Genomic DNA, 17,864 nt, shown 5'->3' with positions numbered 1-17,864 from the left:
ACAAATGTCGCGCGACACGCCGTGGGATCGCTCCCAGGCCGGACATTTGCGAGGTTTCGCGGACGACGGGGCGGGGCGGGCGTGGGGCGGGGTCAGTCTTGGCCGCGGCGCTCGCGGAGCGCCTGCAGGGCGTCGTCGAGGAGGGCGTCGGCCTCTTCCTCGGTGCGACGCTCCTTCACGTAGGCGAGGTGCGTCTTGTACGGCTCGGTCTTGGCGAGAGCCGGCGGATTGTCCTTGTCGCGCCCGGCCGGAAGGCCCGAGTGCGGCGAGTCGATCGTCTCGGGGATCTCCTCCTCGGCGATGCCGGCCGCGAAGTAGCGCACCGTCTCGTTGCCGAGGGCATCCCAGTACGACACCGCGATGCGGTCCGCGTGGTGGCCGTGGTCCTGCTCGCCCATGGGACCGGCACCCACGCGGGTGCCGCGGATCGCGTTGCCTCCGGTGGCCATCAGATCCCCTGGAACTTCGTGATGAGACCGAGGGCGACGATCGCGACGAACCACACGAGTGCGAGGACGACGGTGAACCGGTTGAGGTTGCGCTCCGCGAGCCCCGACGAGCCGAGCGACGAACTCATGCCGCCGCCGAACATGTCGGACAGGCCGCCGCCGCGACCCTTGTGCAGGAGGATCAGGAGGGTCAACAGGAGGCTGGTGATGCCCAGCAGCACCTGGAGCACGAACTCGAGAATGTCCACAGTCGATGAAGCCTTTCACCGCACCCGCGACGGGGCGCACAAGGGTCGAGTATACCCGCCGTCGGACGAGACCGACGGCGGGTATCTCACGTTTTCAGACGCCGACGTGCTTCTGGTACCGGATGATCGCGGCGAACTCGTCGGCGAGAAGGCTCGCGCCGCCGACCAGCGCACCGTCGACGTCGGGCTCGCGCATGAAGCTCGCGATGTTGCCCGACTTGACCGATCCGCCGTAGAGGATGCGGGTGCGCGCCGCGGCATCCGCCCCGAGCTTGTCGGCGACGACCTGGCGCAGCGCGGCGCAGACCTCCTGAGCCTGCTCGGGCGAAGCGACCTGGCCGGTGCCGATCGCCCAGACCGGCTCGTACGCGACGACGACGTCGGCATCGGCGGGCACGCCCTCCAGAGCCACCTGCAGCTGCGCGACCGAGACCGCGGTCGGCCCCGACTCCTCGCGCTGCTCCAGCGTCTCGCCCACGCAGATCACCGGCACGAGCTGGTGCTTCAGCGCCGCCTGCACCTTCGCCGCGACGACCTCGTCGGTCTCGTGGTGGTACTCGCGGCGCTCGGAGTGCCCGATGATGACGTACCGGCAGGCGAGCTTGCTGAGGAACACGCCCGAGACCTCGCCCGTGTAGGCGCCGGAGTCGTGCGTCGACAGATCCTGCGCGCCGAGCGCGAACGGGATCTTGTCGGCGTCGAGCAGCGTCTGCACGGTGCGCAGGTCGGTGAACGGCGGGAACAGCGCAACCTCGACCGAGCCGTTCTCGTGCGCGGCATCCTTCAGCGTCCAGTGCAGCTTCTGGACGAACGCGACCGCCTGCAGGTGGTCGAGGTTCATCTTCCAGTTGCCGGCGATGAGCGCAGTGCGAGCCATCAGTTCTCCCATCCGAGGATCTCCAGCCCCGGGAGCTTCTTGCCCTCGAGGAATTCCAGGCTCGCGCCGCCACCGGTGGAGATGTGGCCGAACTGGTCGTCGGCGAAGCCGAGCTGACGCACCGCAGCGGCGGAGTCTCCCCCGCCGACGACCGACAGGCCGTCGACCTCGGTGAGCGCCTCGGCCACGGCACGCGTGCCGGCCGCGAACGCGGACATCTCGAACACGCCCATCGGGCCGTTCCAGAACACCGTCGTCGACGAGCGGATCGCGTCCGCGAACCGCGCCGCCGTGTCGGGGCCGATGTCGAGGCCGATGCCGTCGGCGCCGAACGGCGTCACCTCGATCGCGTCGACGGCGGCGACCTCGTGCGCGGCATCCGCGGCGAACGCGGCGGCCACGACGACGTCGGTCGGCAGCAGCAGCTCGACGCCGCGCTCGGCCGCCTGCGCGATGTACCCGCGCACAGTGTCGAGCTGGTCGGCCTCGAGCAGGCTCTTGCCCACGGCGTGCCCCTGCGCGGCGAGGAACGTGAACAGCATCCCGCCGCCGACGAGGATCTTGTCGGCACGCGGCAGCAGGTGCTCGATGACGCCGAGCTTGTCGCTCACCTTCGACCCGCCGAGCACGACGGCGTAGGGGCGCGCGGGGTTCTCGGTCAGGCGGTCGAGCACGTCGACCTCCTTCTCGATGAGGAACCCGGCCGCCGACGGCAGGATCTCGGCAAGGTCGTACACCGATGCCTGCTTGCGATGCACGACGCCGAAGCCGTCGGAGACGAGCGCATCGCCGAGCGCGGCGAGCTGCTGCGCGAAAGCGCGGCGCTCGGTCTCGTCCTTCGCCGTCTCGCCCGGGTTGAACCGCAGGTTCTCGATGACGGCGATCTCGCCGTCGTTGAGACCGGATGCCGCGGCCTGCGCCTCGGCGCCGACGGTGTCGGCCGCGAAGGCCACGGGCGCGCCGAGCAGCTCGGACAGGCGCTGCGCGACCGGCGCGAGGCTGTACTTCGGGTCGGGAGCCCCGTCGGGGCGTCCCAGGTGCGAGCAGGCGATGACGCGGGCACCCGCATTCAGCAGGTGGGTCAGGGTCGGGAGAGCCGCCCGGATACGGCCATCGTCCGTGATGACGCCCTCTTTCAGAGGGACGTTGAAGTCAACACGGACGATGACGCGCTTACCGGCCAGCGAACCCAGCGAGTCGAGGGTGCGCAGAGCCATGAGTGGAGCTCAGAGCTTCGAGCCGACGAGCTCGGCGAGGTCGACGAGGCGGTTCGAGTAGCCCCACTCGTTGTCGTACCAGGCCGAGACCTTCACGAGGTTGCCGGAGACGTTCGTCTGGCCGGCGTCGAAGATCGACGAGTGCGGGTCGAGCACGATGTCGGTCGACACGATCGGGTCGGTGTTGTACTTCAGGTAGCCGACGAGGGCACCCTCGGCCGCCGCCTTCTCGTACGCCGCGTTGATCGTGTCGACGGTGAGGCCCTCGGTCGGCGTGATGATCGTGAGGTCGACGATCGAGCCGGTGGGGATCGGCACGCGGTACGACGAGCCGCTCAGCTTGCCGTTGAGCTCGGGCAGCACGAGGCCGATGGCCTTGGCGGCGCCGGTCGAGGCCGGGACGATGTTCAGCGCGGCGGCGCGGGCGCGGTGCAGGTCGCTGTGCGGGCCGTCCTGCAGGTTCTGGTCGGCGGTGTAGGCGTGCGCCGTCATCATGAAGCCGCGCTCGATGCCGAACGCGTCGTTGAAGACCTGGGCCAGCGGCGCGAGGCAGTTCGTCGTGCACGAGGCGTTGGAGATGACGTGCATCGTCGCCGGGTCGTAGTCGCCGTCGTTGACGCCCATGACGAAGGTGCCGTCGACGTCGGTGCCGGGAGCCGAGATGATGACCTTCGTGGCGCCGCCGGCGATGTGCTTCTTGGCATCCACGGCCTTCGTGAAGCGGCCGGTGGACTCGATGACGATGTCGACGCCGAGGTCGCCCCAGGGCAGGTTGGCGGGGTCGCGCTCTTCGAAGACCTTGATCTTCTTGCCGTTGACGGTGATCGAGTCCTCGTCGTACGAGACGTCGGCATCGAGCCGGCCGCCGACGGAGTCGTACTTCAGCAGGTGCGCCAGCGTCTTGTTGTCGGTGAGGTCGTTCACCGCCACGATCTCGAGGTCTGCTCCCTGCTCGAGCGCCGCGCGGAGGAAGTTGCGGCCGATGCGGCCGAAGCCGTTGATTCCGATCTTGACAGACACGTTGTCTCCCGTTTTCTGTCGCGCACGCCCTGCCGGCGCCGACGCGAGTGTCATGGTGAACAGGAAGAGGATGCGGAGCCACCGCGGTCAATGCCCGCGGGACCCGGCATCCTCACCTGGTCACGACACTACTACGCGATCAGCCCGGCCGTCTTCTCGCGAGCCGTCGAAAAGCGCTCGGCGACGTTCTGCCAGTTCGCGATGTTCCAGACCGCCTTCACGTAGTCGGCCTTGACGTTGAGGTAGTCGAGGTAGAACGCGTGCTCCCACATGTCCAGCTGGAAGATCGGCACGGTGCCCTGCGCCGTGTTCGACTGCTGGTCGAACAGTTGCTGAACAATCAGTTGCGCACCGAGCGGATCCCAGCTGAGCACCGCCCAGCCCGAACCCTGGATGCCGGTGGCCGCCGCCGTGAAGTGCGCCTGGAACTTCTCGAACCCGCCGAAGAACTCGTCGATCGCCGCCTTCAGCTCGCCCTCGGGCTGACCGCCGCCCTCCGGCGACAGGTTGGTCCAGAAGATCGAGTGGTTGACGTGGCCGCCGAGGTTGAACGCGAGATCCTTCTCGAGCTTGTTGACGTTCGCGAGGTTTCCCGCCTCGCGGGCTTCGGCGAGCTGCTCGAGGGCGGTGTTGGCGCCGGCGACGTAGGCCGCGTGGTGCTTATCGTGGTGCAGCTGCATGATCTTGCCGCTGATGTGCGGCTCGAGGGCCGCGTAATCGTAGGGGAGCTCGGGGAGCGTGTAGACCGCCATGTTCTCTTCTTCCTGTCGGAGCCGCGCGAGCGCGCGGTTGGGGACGTCTTCATCCTATTGATGGGTAACGCCCGGGGAAGGGGGTTGTTCCCGCGTGACGCGGCGACGCGCGTGCGCGGTCTCGCCGAGACCCGCTCCGCGCATCGAGACCCGCGCGCACGGCGGCGGTCTCGATGCACGCGGTGGGTCTCGGCGAAACGCGGCCGCGGCGACGAACCGGGCGGTGCGGCGCTCATCACCTCCTCCACAGGCGGCCGATCGGGGCGATCCATCCACAGATCGCTGTTCGATCCCCCGATCGAACCCGGATCGCGATTGGCTGGGCTCATGCCGGTCCTCCCCACCTCAGCCGAACCCGTCGTGCGCCCGCGCACTCCGACCCCCAGCCCCGTCGCGCTGTTCCTGGGCTCCGAGACCTCCAACGCGTCGCGCGCCGTGCGCACGGGCGAGCTGGTCAAGGTCATGCGCGACGTCTATGCACCGGCGGGCGCGTGGCGCGAGCTCCCTCCGTGGGGTCGATACCTCGCACGCACGCACGCCGTCGCGCTCGTGCGCCCCGACGCCGTGTTCGTCGGCGAAGCCGCATGTGCGCTGCACGGCCTGCCGGTGTTCGGTGAGCCACCCGACGTGCACGTGATGCTCCCGGATCCGGCGAAGTCGCGACGGAGGCCGGGTATCCGCATCCACACGACGCAACGGATGCCGCAGACCGAGCGCCTCGGCGGACTGATCGTCGCGACACCCGCCGAGCTGGCGGTGGAGATCGCGCACTCCCGGCATCCTGCCGTCGGCCTCGCCGTCGCGGGCGCCACTCTCCGGGCGGACCCCGCGCTGTCGACGGCCGAGCTGAGCGCACTCGGTGCGACACGTCCGTCGGCCCGGGGAGTGCGCACCGCGCGGTGGGTGTTCGATCGAGCCACGCCCGTCGCCGAGTCGCCGCTCGAGAACGTGAGCATCGCCGTGATCGACTGGCTGGGGTTCCCGGCGCCAGAGCTGCAGCATTGGTTCCGCGATCCCTCGAACGGATCGGGCGATCGTGCGGACTACTGGTGGGAGCGCTGGCGGGCGGCCGGCGAGGCCGACGGCGACATCAAGTACAGCGGCGCGTTCGGCGATGCGCGCACCGCACTGCAGGCGCGCAATGCGCGAGACGCGCGGCTGCGCGAACGTGGAGTGCGCGCGACGGCGCACTGGGGCTGGCGCGACCTCACCGCGTATGCGCAGCTGCGCGCGCTCCTGCTCGCCGTGGGACTGCCGCTGGTCCGCCCGGAGCAGACCGCTCCCCTGAGCACCCTGGCCGCTGCGCTGCGCGGCGTGCCCACCCGCGGCTGGGAGACGTCCGGGCGATGAGACGGGGCGCCGAGACCCGCTCCGCGCATCGAGACCCGCGCGCACGGCGGCGGTCTCGATGCACGCGGTGGGTCTCGGCGAAACGCGGCCGCGGCGACCGGCGACCGGCGGGGCTAGTCCTCGAGACCCTCGGGGACGGCGGCGTCGGTCCCCGGGATGCCGTCGTGCGCCGCCTTCTTGTCGGCCATCGCGAGCAGCCGCCGGATGCGGCCAGCCACGGCATCCTTCGTGAGGGGCGGATCGGCGTGGTGGCCGAGCTCGTCGAGGCTGGCGTCGCGGTGCGCGAGGCGCAGCTCGCCGGCTTCGCGCAGATGCTCGGGCACGCCGTCGCCGAGAATCTGCAGCGCGCGCTCCACACGGGCGCACGCGGCGACCGCGGCCTGCGCCGAGCGGCGCAGGTTCGCGTCGTCGAAGTTGACCAGGCGGTTGACGCCGGCGCGCACCTCGCGGCGCTGGCGCAGATCCTCCCAGGCCTGGGCGGTCTTCACGGCGCCCATCTCAGCGAGGGCGACGCGGATCGCCTCGCCGTCGCGCACGACCACGCGCGGCACGCCGCGCACCTCGCGCGCCTTCGCGGCGATGCCGAGGCGGTGCCCGGCGCCGACGAGCGCCATCGCGGTCTCGCCCGACGGGCAGGCGATCTCCAGCGCCGCCGAGCGGCCCGGGTCGGACAGCGCACCGCTGGCGAGGAACGCGCCGCGCCACACCGCGGCCAGGTCGTGCCGCGCGCCCGTCGTGAGCTTGTTGGGCAGTCCCCGCACCGGCCGGCGGCGGGCGTCGAGCAGGCCGGTCTGGCGGGCGAGGGTCTCGCCGCCGTCGATGACGCGCACGGCGAAATGACCGCCCGTGCGTCCGCTGGGCCCGCCCGAGGCCTGCACGCGGTGCAGCTCGGGTCGTACGCCGTACAGCTCCATGATGTCGCGCGCGACCCGGCGGGCGAGCGGATCGGTCTCCAGCTCGGCTTCGACCGCGACGCGCCCTGCGATGGAGTGCAGCCCGCCGGAGAACCGCAGGATCGCGGTGAGTTCGGCGACACGAGCCGTGGGACGAGGGTCGCGAACGGCGGCCAACTCGGTCTTCACGTCAGCGGTCAACGACACGGCGGTCCTTCAGGGGCAGTCGGCGAGAGGGGAACGAAAGAACAGCCTACTCGCGACCGAGGTCGCGATGTTTCACGCGTACGCGCACCCCGGGCAGCTGGGCGAGCTTTTCGGCGAGCGCGATCGACGTCACGACCGAGCGGTGCTTGCCGCCGGTGCAGCCGATCGCGAGCACCGAGTGGCGCTTGTTCTCGCGCTGATAGCCCTCGAGCACGGGCCGCAGGGCCAGCGCGTAGGCGTCGATGAACTCCTGCGCGCCCGGCTGCGCCAGCACGTAGTCGCGCACCGGCGCCTCCTCCCCCGTGTGGCCCTTCAGCTCGGGGATCCAGAACGGATTCGGCAGGAACCGCATGTCGGCGACGAGATCGACGTCGGTGGGCAGCCCGTACTTGAACCCGAAGCTCATCACCGTCAGGGTGTGGGCGGCATCCCCCTCGTCGCTGAACAGATCGACGATGTGCGTCGCGAGCTGGTGGATGTTCATGTTGCTCGTGTCTACGATGACGTCGGCCGCCTCGCGGATCACCGCGACCCGCTCGCGCTCGGTGCGGATGCCGTCGAGGATCGTGCCGTCGCCCTGCAGCGGATGCGGGCGGCGCACCGACTCGAAGCGGCGCACGAGCACCTCGTCGGACGCGTCGAGGAACACGACCCGCAGCTGCCGGCCGGCGCGCAGCGCGCTCGTGATGGCGGGCAGCTCGCGGAAGAGGTCGCGCCCGCGCACGTCGACGACGGCCGCGATCTTGGGCAGAGCCTCGCCGCCGGCGAGTTCGGTGAGCTCGAGCAGGGGACGCAGCATCTGCGGCGGCAGGTTGTCGACGACGTACCAGCCGAGATCCTCGAGCGCGTCGGCCGCCGTCGAGCGCCCCGCACCCGACATGCCCGTGACGATCAGAACCTCGCCCGCGGGCTGATCGGCTGCCACGTGCCCTCCCCTGTCGTCCCTGGCGTCGCAGAGGCGACCCGTGGACCCAGCCTACCGATTCGCGAGGTGGCGGTGGATGGCCTCCGCCAGCCTCGGCCCCACCCCGGGCAGCGCCGTCAGCTCCTCGGGGCCGGCCTTGGTGAGGGCCGCGACCGAGCCGAAGTGGCGCAGCAGCGCCTTGATGCGCGCCTCGCCGAGGCCCGGCACCTCGCTGAGGACCGTCGTGATGTCGCGCTTGCGGCGCTTGCGCTGGTGCGTGATCGCGAACCGGTGGGCCTCGTCGCGCAGCCGCTGCACGAGGTACAGCGCCTCGGACGTGCGCGGCAGGATCACCGGGTAGTCGTCGCCGGGCAGCCAGATCTCCTCCAGCCGCTTCGCGATGCCGCACAGCGCGATCTCGGGATGCCCGGAGTCGTGCAGCGCCCGCGCCGCGGCGGCCACCTGCGGCGCTCCCCCGTCCACGACCAGCAGCTGCGGACGGTACGCGAACCGGGGCTTGCGACGGCTCGTGACGACGGGGGCGTCGTCGTCGGGAGCCTGGGGCGTTTCGTCTCGCTGCGCTCGCTCAACGACCGGGGGGGACGCCCGCTCAACGACCGGGGGGGACGCCCGCTCGGCGACCGGGGAGTCGGGGTCGTCGCGGTCGACGTGTGCCAGCCGCCGCATCAGCACCTGGTACAGCGAGTCGGTGTCGTCGGTCGTGTCCGTCACCCCGAACGAACGGTACTGGTCCTTGCGCGGCAGGCCGTCTTCGAACACCACCATCGAGGCGACGACGTTCGTGCCCGACAGGTGCGACACGTCGTAGCACTCGATCCGCAGCGGAGCCTCGTCGAGCCCCAGCGCGAGCTGCAGGTCGGTCAGCGCCTTCGTGCGCGAGGTGTAGTCCGACGTGCGCCGCGTCTTGTGCAGCATGAGCGCCTGCTGTGCGTTCAGGTGTGCCGTCCGCATCAGGTCGGCCTTGCGCCCGCGCTGGGCGACCTGGACCGAGACGCGCCTGCCGCGCCGTTCCTCCAGCCAGCGCTGCAGCCCCTCGGCATCCTCGGGGAGAACGGGAACGAGCACCTGCCGCGGGATCTCCCCCGGCGCCGCCGACCCGTAGGCGCGCTGCAGGATCTGGTCGACGAGCTCGGCGCCGGAGATGTCGAGCTCCTTGTCGATCGTCGACGCACGCACGCCGCGCACGCGCCCGCCGCGAACGACGAAGTGCTGCACCGCCGCCGCCAGCTCGTCCTCGGCGATGCCGAACAGGTCGGCATCCGTGTCCTCCGCCAGCACGAGGGCGCTGCGGCTGAGCACGGCGTCGATCGCCTGCAGGCGGTCGCGGTAGGTCGCCGCCGACTCGTAGTCCATCGCCGCCGACGCCTCGCGCATCCGCGCCGTCAGCTCCCGCGTGAAACGCTGGTCGCCGCCGGACATGAACGCGACGAAGTCGTCGACGATCGCGCGATGCTCCTCGATCGTGACGGTCATCGAGCACGGCCCGCCGCAGCGCCCGATCTGGCCGGGGAAGCACGGGCGCCCCGTCGCCATCGCCTTCTTGTACGACGCGTCGGAGCACGTGCGGATCGGGAACGCCTTGATCATCAGGTCGATCGTGTCGTGCACCGCCCACACCTTGGGGTACGGGCCGAAGTAGCGCGCTCCGGGGATCTTGCGGTTGCGCGTGACGATGACGCGGGGCGCCTCGTCGGCGAGCGTGATCGCCATGAAGGGGTAGGACTTGTCGTCCTTGTAGCGGACGTTGAACGGCGGCGAGAACTCCTGGATCCACATGTACTCCAGCTGCAGCGACTCGACGTCGCTGTTCACGACGGTCCATTCCACGGATGCCGCCGTCGTCACCATCCGGCGCGTGCGCTCGTGCAGCGTGTGCAGCGGCGCGAAGTAGTTCGACAGCCGTGCGCGCAGGTTCTTCGCCTTGCCGACGTACAGCACGCGGCCATCGGCGTCACGGAAGCGGTACACGCCGGGCTGCGTCGGGATCTCCCCCGGCTTCGGCTTGTACGGCAGGACCGTGGCCATCTCAGCCCGCCTTGCGCACCGGCGGGCCCCGAGCACCTCCGCGAGGAAGCGCCCCGTGTGGCTGTCTTCGACGCGCGCGACCTGCTCCGGCGTTCCGGTGGCGATGATCTGGCCGCCGCCCGCACCGCCCTCGGGGCCGAGGTCGATGATCCAGTCGGCCGACTTGATGACGTCGAGGTTGTGCTCGATGACGATGACGGTGTTGCCCTTGTCGACGAGCCCGCCCAGCACGTCGAGCAGCCGCGCGACGTCTTCGAAGTGCAACCCCGTGGTCGGCTCGTCGAGCACGTAGACGCTGCGGCCGTTCGAGCGCCGCTGCAGCTCGGTGGCGAGCTTGACGCGCTGCGCCTCGCCGCCCGACAGGGTCGTCGCCGACTGCCCGAGCCGCACGTAGCCGAGGCCGACGTCGACGAGGGTCTTCAGGTACCGGTGGATCGCCTGGATCGGCTCGAAGAACTCCGCCGCCTCGGAGATCGGCATCTCGAGCACCTCGGCGATGTTCTTGCCCTTGTAGTGCACGGAGAGCGTGTCGCGGTTGTACCGCTTGCCGTGGCACACCTCGCAGTCGACGTACACGTCGGGCAGGAAGTTCATCTCGATCTTGATCGTGCCGTCGCCCGAGCACGCCTCGCAGCGGCCGCCCTTGACGTTGAAGCTGAACCGGCCCGGCTGGTAGCCGCGCACCTTCGCCTCGGTCGTCTCGCTGAACAGGGTCCGGATGCGGTCGAACACGCCCGTGTAGGTCGCCGGGTTCGAGCGCGGCGTGCGGCCGATCGGCGCCTGGTCGACGTGCACGACCTTGTCGAGGTTGTCGAGGCCCGTGACGCGCGTGTGCTTGCCCGCGACGCGGCGCGCGCCGTTGAGCTTCGTCGCGAGAACCTCGTACAGGATGCCGTTCACGAGCGACGACTTGCCCGAGCCGCTCACGCCGGTGACCGCGGTGAGCACGCCCAGGGGGAACTCGGCGGTGACGTTCTGCAGGTTGTTCTCGCGCGCGCCGACGACGGTCAGCATGCGCTTGCGGTCGATCTTGCGGCGACGCTTCGGCGTCGGGATCGTCCGCCGGCCGGCGAGGTACGCGCCGGTGAGCGAGCGCTCCTCTTCCAGCAGCGATGCGAGCGGACCGGAGTGCACGACCTCGCCGCCGTCGACGCCCGCGCGCGGGCCGATGTCGACGACCCAGTCGGAGGCGTGCACGGTCTCTTCGTCGTGCTCGACGACGATGAGGGTGTTGCCGAGATCCTTCAGGCGCACGAGCGTCTCGATGAGGCGGCGGTTGTCGCGCTGGTGCAGGCCGATCGACGGCTCGTCGAGCACGTACAGCACGCCGGTCAGGCCCGACCCGATCTGCGTCGCAAGCCGGATGCGCTGCGCCTCGCCGCCCGACAGCGAGCCCGCCGCCCGTCCGAGGCTGAGGTAGTTCAGCCCGACCTGGATGAGGAAGTCGAGCCGCGCCCGGATCTCGCGCAGCACCGCTGCGGCGATCTTCGCCTCGCGGTCGGTGAGCTCGAGCGTCGCGAAGTACTCCTGCGCCTCGCCGAGGCTCAGCCGCGAGGCGTCGGCGATGGAATGGCCGTGCACGAGCACGGCGAGCACCTCGGGCTTGAGCCGGTCGCCGTGGCAGACCGGGCAGGGCACTTCGCGCAGGTACTCCGCCCAGCGCTGGCGCTGCGCGTCGGTCTCGGCCTGCGTGTACTGCCGCTCGATGTAGGGCACGACGCCCTCGAAGCCCGACGAATACCGCATCTCGCGGCCGTAGCGGTTGCGCCACTTGACCGTGACCTTGTAGTTCTCGCCGCGGAGCACCGCCTCCTGCACCTGGTCGGGGAGGTCGCGCCAGGGGGTGTCGAGCGAGAAGCCGAGGTCGTCGGCGAGGCCGACGAGCAGCCGCTCGTAGTACTGGAACAGCCCCTTGCCCTGCGTCGTCCACGGAATGATGACGCCCTCGGCTATCGACAACGCGTCGTCGCCGAGCATGAGCTCGACATCGACCGACATCCTCGTCCCCAGGCCCGAGCAGGCCGGGCAGGCGCCGAACGGCGCGTTGAACGAGAACGTCCGCGGCTCGATCTCGGTCAGCTGCAGCGGGTGACCGTTCGGGCACGCGAGCTTCTCGCTGAAGCTCTGCCAGGCGGCATCCCCCTCTTCGTCGACGTAGTTGACCTGCACGATGCCGCCCGCGAGCCGCAGCGCCGTCTCGACCGAGTCGGTGACGCGGCCGAGGATGTCGGGCGCCGCGACGAGCCGGTCGACGACGACCGCGATGTCGTGCTTGTAGCTCTTCTTCAGCGCCGGCGGCTCGGCGAGCTGGACGAGGTCGCCGTCGACGACGGCACGCGCGTAGCCCTTCGCCGACAGCTCCTTGAAGAGGTCGGCGAACTCGCCCTTCTTCTGCGTGACGACGGGCGCGACGATCTGGTACCGGGTGCGCTCGGGCAGCTCCATGAGCTGGTCGGCGATCTGCTGCACCGTCTGACGCTGGATCTGCGCGCCGCATTCGGGGCAGTGCGGGATGCCGATGCGCGCCCACAGCAGGCGCATGTAGTCGTGGATCTCGGTGATCGTGCCGACCGTCGAGCGCGGGTTGCGGTTGGTCGACTTCTGGTCGATGGACACCGCGGGGCTGAGGCCCTCGATGAAGTCGACGTCGGGCCGGTCGACCTGGCCGAGGAACTGGCGCGCGTAGGCGCTCAGCGACTCGACGTAGCGGCGCTGCCCCTCGGCGAAGATCGTGTCGAACGCGAGGCTCGACTTGCCCGATCCGGACAGCCCGGTGAACACGACGAGACTGTCGCGCGGGATGTCGAGATCGACGTTCTTCAGGTTGTGGACGCGGGCTCCGCGGACGCTGAGTTTCGATGAGGCAACGGGGACGATGGGCACCGCACAAGTCTAGGCGGGGCCTCCGACATCGGCTCCGGCGGGTGGGTTTCGCGCCGCCCTCAGACACCGGCAGCGGCGCGGGGCGCGCGCAACGGCGACTCCACCAGTCCCTGCACGATCTCGTCGGGATCGCTGTGCGGCACGATGCCGTGCGCCATGATCTGGTGCCGTTCGTCGCCCTTGCCGACCACGACGAGGGCATCGCCCGGCCGCGCGAGCGACACGGCGAACCGGATCGCGGGTCCGCGCCCGGCGACGTCGTACACCTCGGCGCTCGTCGACCGCGCGCCGGCGGCGACCGCGGCGCGGATCAGCGCCGGATCCTCGTGCGCGGGGTTGTCGTCGGTGACGACGACGACGTCCGACGCGGTGCCGGCGAACCGGCCCATGAGCGGGCGCTTGTGCGCATCGCGGTTGCCGTTCGATCCGATGACGCAGATCAGCCGGCCCGTCACGATCTTGCGCAGCGCCACCAGCAGCGCGTTGATCGCCTCGGGCTTGTGACCGGCGTCGATGACGACCGTCAGGTCGGGGTCGAGGTCGAGGAACTGCATCCGCCCCTCGACGCCGGCGAACGCCGCGATCCCGGGCCGGGCCTCGGCGGGGTCGTGGCCGACCAGCGCCAGCGCCGCGACGGCCGCGACGATGTCGGTGACGTGGAACTCGCCGCGCAGCGGTGTCGTGAACGGGATGCGGTCCCCCGTCGGCGTGCGCAGCACGAACTGGGTCCCGGCGGCGGTGTCGCGGACCTCGTCGGCGAACCAGTCCGCCTCGGGGCGGACGATCGAGAGGGTGGCGGCATCCAGTTCGGCGTCGCGCGCCATCCGGCGCCCGACCGACGTGTCGATGCACACGAGCGACTGCCGCGACGACGCCCGCGTCAGCAGCGACCGCTTGGCGGCGTAGTACGACTCCTGATCGCCATGGACGTCGCGGTGGTCGTGCCCGAGATTGAGCATGACGCCGACGTCGAACTGCAGCGCCGCCGTGCGGTGCTGCACGATGCCCTGGCTCGACGCCTCCATCGCCACCGTCGTGACGCCGCGTTCGCGCATCTGCGCCAGCATGCGCTGCAGCGAGGGCGCTTCGGGAGTGGTGAGGGCGGATGCCACGGGCTCGCCGTCGATGAGCGCGCCCATCGAGCCGATGACCCCCGCATGGCGGTGGCCGAGCGCCGCCGAGACGAGATGCGTCGTCGTGGTCTTGCCCTGCGTGCCGGTGATGCCGATCGTCGTCAGCGCCGCGGCGGGGTTTCCGTAGAACCACGCCGACAGCGCTCCGAGCCTGCAGCGCGGCTCGTCGACGACGATGCGCGGGACGGCGTCCGGCACCAGCGCCTCGCCCTCGGCATCGGTCAGCACCGCGACGGCGCCGCGGGCGATGGCGTCGCCGACGTGCAGCGCGCCGTGCGTGCGCGCGCCGCGCACGGCCGCGAACAGGTCGCCGGGCTGCACCGTCGCCGTGCTCACACTGATGCCCGATACGACGGCACTCCCGCACACCCGTGCCCCCGGCACCGCGGCCGCGAGTTCGTCGAGGGAGCGCGCAGACCCGCCGGTTCCCATCGTGGACATCGCGCCTCCCCTTTGGCCGCACACGAGTCCTATTCTATGAACCTTCTCTGAAATCTTGCCGTATCCGCAGCGCGCGCCGCGTGGGTTCGTCGGCGGCGCTTCGCCGCGCCGACGCGCCGACGCGCCTGGAGCGCGAACGGTCGTTTCGCGCATCGTGAGGGGGCAGTACGCGACCCAGACTTCTACGGCGCCGGGCCTCAAGCACCACTGGCGGCGTGGAACTCGCGGGCGATGTCGATCCACTCCAGCAGCTCTTCGTCGGTCGCAATGACCTCGCCCGACACGGCGAGCCACCCCGGTCCCATCGTGCGGCGGGACGGCCCCATCTCCGCCACGGCGACGCCCGGCTGCAGGCACAGCTCCGGCCCGCGGTCGGGGTCGACGCGCACCAGCAGATCGCCGTCACCCCAGGTGCACACCAGGATGCGTCCGTCGACGAGAAATGCGATCGAGCCGAACATGCGCTTCTGCTCGGCCCCGACGACCATCATGCGGACGCGGTCGGCCAGTTCGTCGCGCTTCGGGGTCACGGGGTCAGTCTAGGAGTGCGCTACGCGTGGCCGGCGCGCTCCATGGCGCGCAGCTCTTTCTTGAGATCCTGCACCTCGTCGCGCAGGCGCGCCGCGAGCTCGAACTTCAACTCGCCCGCGGCGGCGAGCATCTGGTGGGAGAGATCCTCGATCGTCGCCTCCAACTGGGCGGCGCCTTCGGCGGCGATGCCGGTGCGGCTCAGCTGCGGCGTCGGGCTCTTGCCCCGGCCCGACTTCGTCGTGCCCGCATTGCGCTTGGCCATCATCCGGTCGGTGTCCGACGCCTCGCGCGTCAGCACGTCGGTGATGTCGGCGATGCGCTTGCGCAGCGGCTGCGGGTCGATGCCGTTCTCGAGGTTGTACGCGATCTGCTTCTCGCGCCGCCGCTCGGTCTCGTCGATCGCCGAGCGCATCGAGTCGGTCATGTTGTCGGCGTACATGTGCACCTCGCCCGACACGTTGCGGGCGGCGCGGCCGATCGTCTGGATGAGCGAGGTGCCGCTGCGCAGGAACCCCTCCTTGTCGGCGTCGAGGATCGCCACGAGCGACACCTCGGGCAGATCGAGGCCCTCGCGCAGCAGGTTGATGCCGACGAGCACGTCGTACACGCCGCTGCGCAGCTCGGTGAGCAGCTCGACGCGGCGCAGCGTGTCGACGTCGGAGTGCAGGTAGCGCACGCGCACCCCGTGCTCGCCGAGGAAGTCGGTCAGCTCCTCGGCCATCTTCTTCGTCAGCGTCGTCACGAGCACGCGCTCGTCGCGCGCGGCGCGCACCCGGATCTCCTCCAGCAGATCATCGATCTGCCCCTTCGAGGGCTTCACGACGATCTTCGGGTCGACCAAGCCGGTCGGGCGGATGATCTGCTCCACGACGCCGTCGGCGATGCCCATCTCGTACCGGCCCGGCGTCGCCGACAGGTACACCGTCTGCCCGATGCGCTGCTTGAACTCGTCGAACCGCAGCGGGCGGTTGTCGAGGGCGCTGGGCAGGCGGAAGCCGTGGTCGACGAGGGTGCGCTTGCGCGAGGCATCCCCCTCGTACATCGCCCCGATCTGCGGGACGGTGACATGCGACTCGTCGATGACGAGCAGGAAGTCGTCGGGGAAGAAGTCGAGCAGCGTGTGCGGCGGTTCGCCGGCCTCACGGCCGTCGAGGTGCCGCGAGTAGTTCTCGATGCCCGAGCAGAACCCGAGCTGCTGCAGCATCTCGAGGTCGAACGTGGTCCGCATCCGCAGCCGCTGCGCCTCGAGCAGCTTGCCCTGGCCCTCCAGCTCTTTCAGCCGCTCGCCGAGCTCGGTCTCGATCGTGCCGATCGCACGATGCACGGTGTCGGTGCCCGCGACGTAGTGGGATGCCGGGAAGATCGGCACGGCGTCGAGCCGCTGCACGACATCGCCGGTGAGCGGATGCAGCATGTACAGCGCCTCGATCTCATCGCCGAACAGCTCGATGCGCACCGCGAACTCCTCGTACACCGGGATGATCTCGATCGTGTCGCCGCGCACGCGGAAGTTGCCGCGCGAGAAGTCGACGTCGTTGCGGTTGTACTGCATCGCGATGAACTTGCGGATGAGGGCGTCGCGGTCGTACCGCTCCCCCACCTGCAGCGCCACCATCGCGCGCAGATACTCCTCCGGCGCGCCCAGGCCGTAGATGCACGACACGGTGCTCACCACGACGACGTCGCGGCGGCTCAGCAGCGCGTTGGTCGTGGAGTGGCGCAGGCGCTCGACCTCGGCGTTGATCGACGAGTCCTTCTCGATGAAGGTGTCCGTCTGCGGCACGTACGCCTCGGGCTGGTAGTAGTCGTAGTAGCTGACGAAGTACTCCACCGCGTTGTGCGGCATGAGGTCGCGGAACTCGTTCGCCAGCTGCGCGGCGAGCGTCTTGTTGTGCGCGAGGACGAGCGTCGGCCGCTGCACCTGCTCGATGAGCCAGGCCGTCGTCGCCGACTTGCCGGTGCCGGTGGCGCCCAGCAGCACGACGTCGGTCTCGCCGGCGCTTATGCGCGCGGCGAGGTCGGCGATGGCCTGCGGCTGATCGCCGCTGGGGACGTATTCGCTGACGACCTCGAAGGGGCGCACGGAACGTGTGGGCTGCATTCCTCCAGCGTAGGCGGGGGCTCCGACACGCGGGGCGATCCGGCTCCCGCGTACGCTGAGAGCGTGCTGGAGCTACTCGTCGGGTCGATCATGCTGCTGCGGCGCGCCCGCCGGCGGCGTCAGAGCCCGGCCTGAAGCCGCTCCCACAGCGCATCGGTCCGCGCGCGCGTGTCCTCCCGCGTGCCCGTCGTCTCGATGACGACGTCGGCAATCGCCAGCCGCGCCTCGTCGGGCGCCTGCGCCGCGATGCGGGCCCGCGCCTCTTCGGGGGTCATGCCGCGCAGTTCGACGAGCCGTTCGGCGCGCACCCGCTCGGGCGCGTGCGCCACGACGACGAGATCCCACGGGTCGTCGACCCGCGCCTCGACCAGCAGCGGTACGTCGTAGACGACGACGGCCCGCGGGCCCTCCGCGAACGCGGCGGCGAACCGGCGCGCCGACTCGGCCCGCACGGCGGGGTGCACGACGGCATTCAGGCGCGCGAGCGCCCGCGGGTCGGCCCGGTCGCCGAAGACGAGGGCGCCGAGGGCCGCGCGGTCGAGACCGCCGTCGGCGGCGATCACCTCGTCGCCGAACGCGGCCGCGATCTCGGCCAGCACCGGCGACCCGGGCGCCTGCACCTCGCGGACGAGGGCATCGGCGTCCACCACCACCGCGCCGTGCTCGGCGAGGCGCCGCGCGATCGTGGACTTGCCCGACGCGATGCCGCCGGTGAGCGCGATGAGGGGCATGGCACGACCCTACCGGCCTCCTCACGCGCGGCCCGCGTGCCAAACGCAGGGCGAATCGTCACTTCGACCCGGATGTCGCGT

Annotated in this window: 14 protein-coding genes; 1 reads left to right on the top strand and 13 read right to left on the bottom strand. The window is 70.6% G+C overall.

All coding sequences use genetic code 11. From position 1 onward, the window contains the following. Positions 1 to 92: 92 nt before the first annotated feature. The 6 genes from QM720_RS10680 to QM720_RS10655 form a co-directional block, all read right to left on the bottom strand. Positions 93 to 449 (bottom strand): RNA polymerase-binding protein RbpA, encoded by a 357-nt coding sequence (locus QM720_RS10680; RefSeq protein WP_415126357.1) that lies wholly within the window; start codon positions 447 to 449, stop codon positions 93 to 95. After that, positions 449 to 697 carry a preprotein translocase subunit SecG gene (secG, locus tag QM720_RS10675; RefSeq protein ID WP_415126355.1) on the bottom strand — a complete coding sequence of 83 codons (249 nt, stop codon included), beginning with the start codon at positions 695 to 697 and terminating at the stop codon, positions 449 to 451. The genes QM720_RS10680 and secG overlap by 1 nt, the downstream gene beginning before the upstream one ends. Before the next feature lie 94 nt (positions 698 to 791). Continuing rightward, positions 792 to 1,574 carry a triose-phosphate isomerase gene (tpiA, locus tag QM720_RS10670; RefSeq protein WP_415126353.1) on the bottom strand — a complete coding sequence of 261 codons (783 nt, stop codon included), beginning with the start codon at positions 1,572 to 1,574 and terminating at the stop codon, positions 792 to 794. Next, entirely contained in the window at positions 1,574 to 2,791 is a 1,218-nt protein-coding gene (locus tag QM720_RS10665; RefSeq protein WP_415126351.1) for a phosphoglycerate kinase, read from the bottom strand. The genes tpiA and QM720_RS10665 overlap by 1 nt, the downstream gene beginning before the upstream one ends. Positions 2,792 to 2,800: 9 nt before the next feature. After that, positions 2,801 to 3,811, bottom strand: coding sequence for a type I glyceraldehyde-3-phosphate dehydrogenase (gene gap, locus QM720_RS10660; RefSeq protein ID WP_415126349.1), 1,011 nt, complete (start codon positions 3,809 to 3,811; stop codon positions 2,801 to 2,803). 131 nt (positions 3,812 to 3,942) lie between these two features. After that, positions 3,943 to 4,563: a superoxide dismutase gene (locus tag QM720_RS10655; protein ID WP_415126347.1), complete on the bottom strand. Its 621-nt coding sequence runs from the start codon at positions 4,561 to 4,563 to the stop codon at positions 3,943 to 3,945. A gap of 327 nt (positions 4,564 to 4,890) precedes the next feature. Between QM720_RS10655 and QM720_RS10650 the strand changes: the two genes are divergently transcribed. Continuing rightward, a complete protein-coding gene (locus QM720_RS10650; RefSeq protein WP_415126345.1) occupies positions 4,891 to 5,913 on the top strand; it encodes a hypothetical protein in 1,023 nt (340 codons plus the stop codon). 113 nt (positions 5,914 to 6,026) lie between these two features. Here the strand turns inward: QM720_RS10650 and whiA are convergent, their stop codons facing one another. The 7 genes from whiA to coaE form a co-directional block, all read right to left on the bottom strand. Continuing rightward, positions 6,027 to 7,013: a DNA-binding protein WhiA gene (gene whiA, locus QM720_RS10645; RefSeq protein ID WP_415126343.1), complete on the bottom strand. Its 987-nt coding sequence runs from the start codon at positions 7,011 to 7,013 to the stop codon at positions 6,027 to 6,029. A gap of 46 nt (positions 7,014 to 7,059) precedes the next feature. Further along, on the bottom strand, positions 7,060 to 7,938 hold the full coding sequence (gene rapZ, locus QM720_RS10640) for an RNase adapter RapZ (protein ID WP_415126341.1): 879 nt from the start codon (positions 7,936 to 7,938) through the stop codon (positions 7,060 to 7,062). 51 nt (positions 7,939 to 7,989) lie between these two features. Next, complete coding sequence (gene uvrA / locus QM720_RS10635) at positions 7,990 to 12,846, bottom strand: excinuclease ABC subunit UvrA (RefSeq protein WP_415126339.1); 4,857 nt, start codon at positions 12,844 to 12,846, stop codon at positions 7,990 to 7,992. Between the two features lie 59 nt (positions 12,847 to 12,905). Beyond that, positions 12,906 to 14,420, bottom strand: coding sequence for a Mur ligase family protein (locus QM720_RS10630; protein ID WP_415126337.1), 1,515 nt, complete (start codon positions 14,418 to 14,420; stop codon positions 12,906 to 12,908). Positions 14,421 to 14,617: 197 nt separating this feature from the next. Further along, the gene (locus QM720_RS10625) at positions 14,618 to 14,950 is read right to left on the bottom strand and encodes a TfoX/Sxy family protein (protein ID WP_415126335.1); all 333 of its coding nucleotides are present in this window, start codon (positions 14,948 to 14,950) and stop codon (positions 14,618 to 14,620) included. Positions 14,951 to 14,970: 20 nt separating this feature from the next. Next, entirely contained in the window at positions 14,971 to 17,052 is a 2,082-nt protein-coding gene (gene uvrB, locus QM720_RS10620) for an excinuclease ABC subunit UvrB (protein ID WP_415126333.1), read from the bottom strand. 119 nt (positions 17,053 to 17,171) lie between these two features. Continuing rightward, entirely contained in the window at positions 17,172 to 17,783 is a 612-nt protein-coding gene (coaE, locus tag QM720_RS10615) for a dephospho-CoA kinase (protein WP_415126331.1), read from the bottom strand. Between the last annotated feature and the right edge of the window lie 81 nt (positions 17,784 to 17,864).

This window comes from Microbacterium sp. (assembly GCF_047602155.1).
Lineage (GTDB): Bacteria > Actinomycetota > Actinomycetes > Actinomycetales > Microbacteriaceae > Microbacterium.
This window is presented reverse-complemented; position numbering and strand designations above follow the sequence as displayed.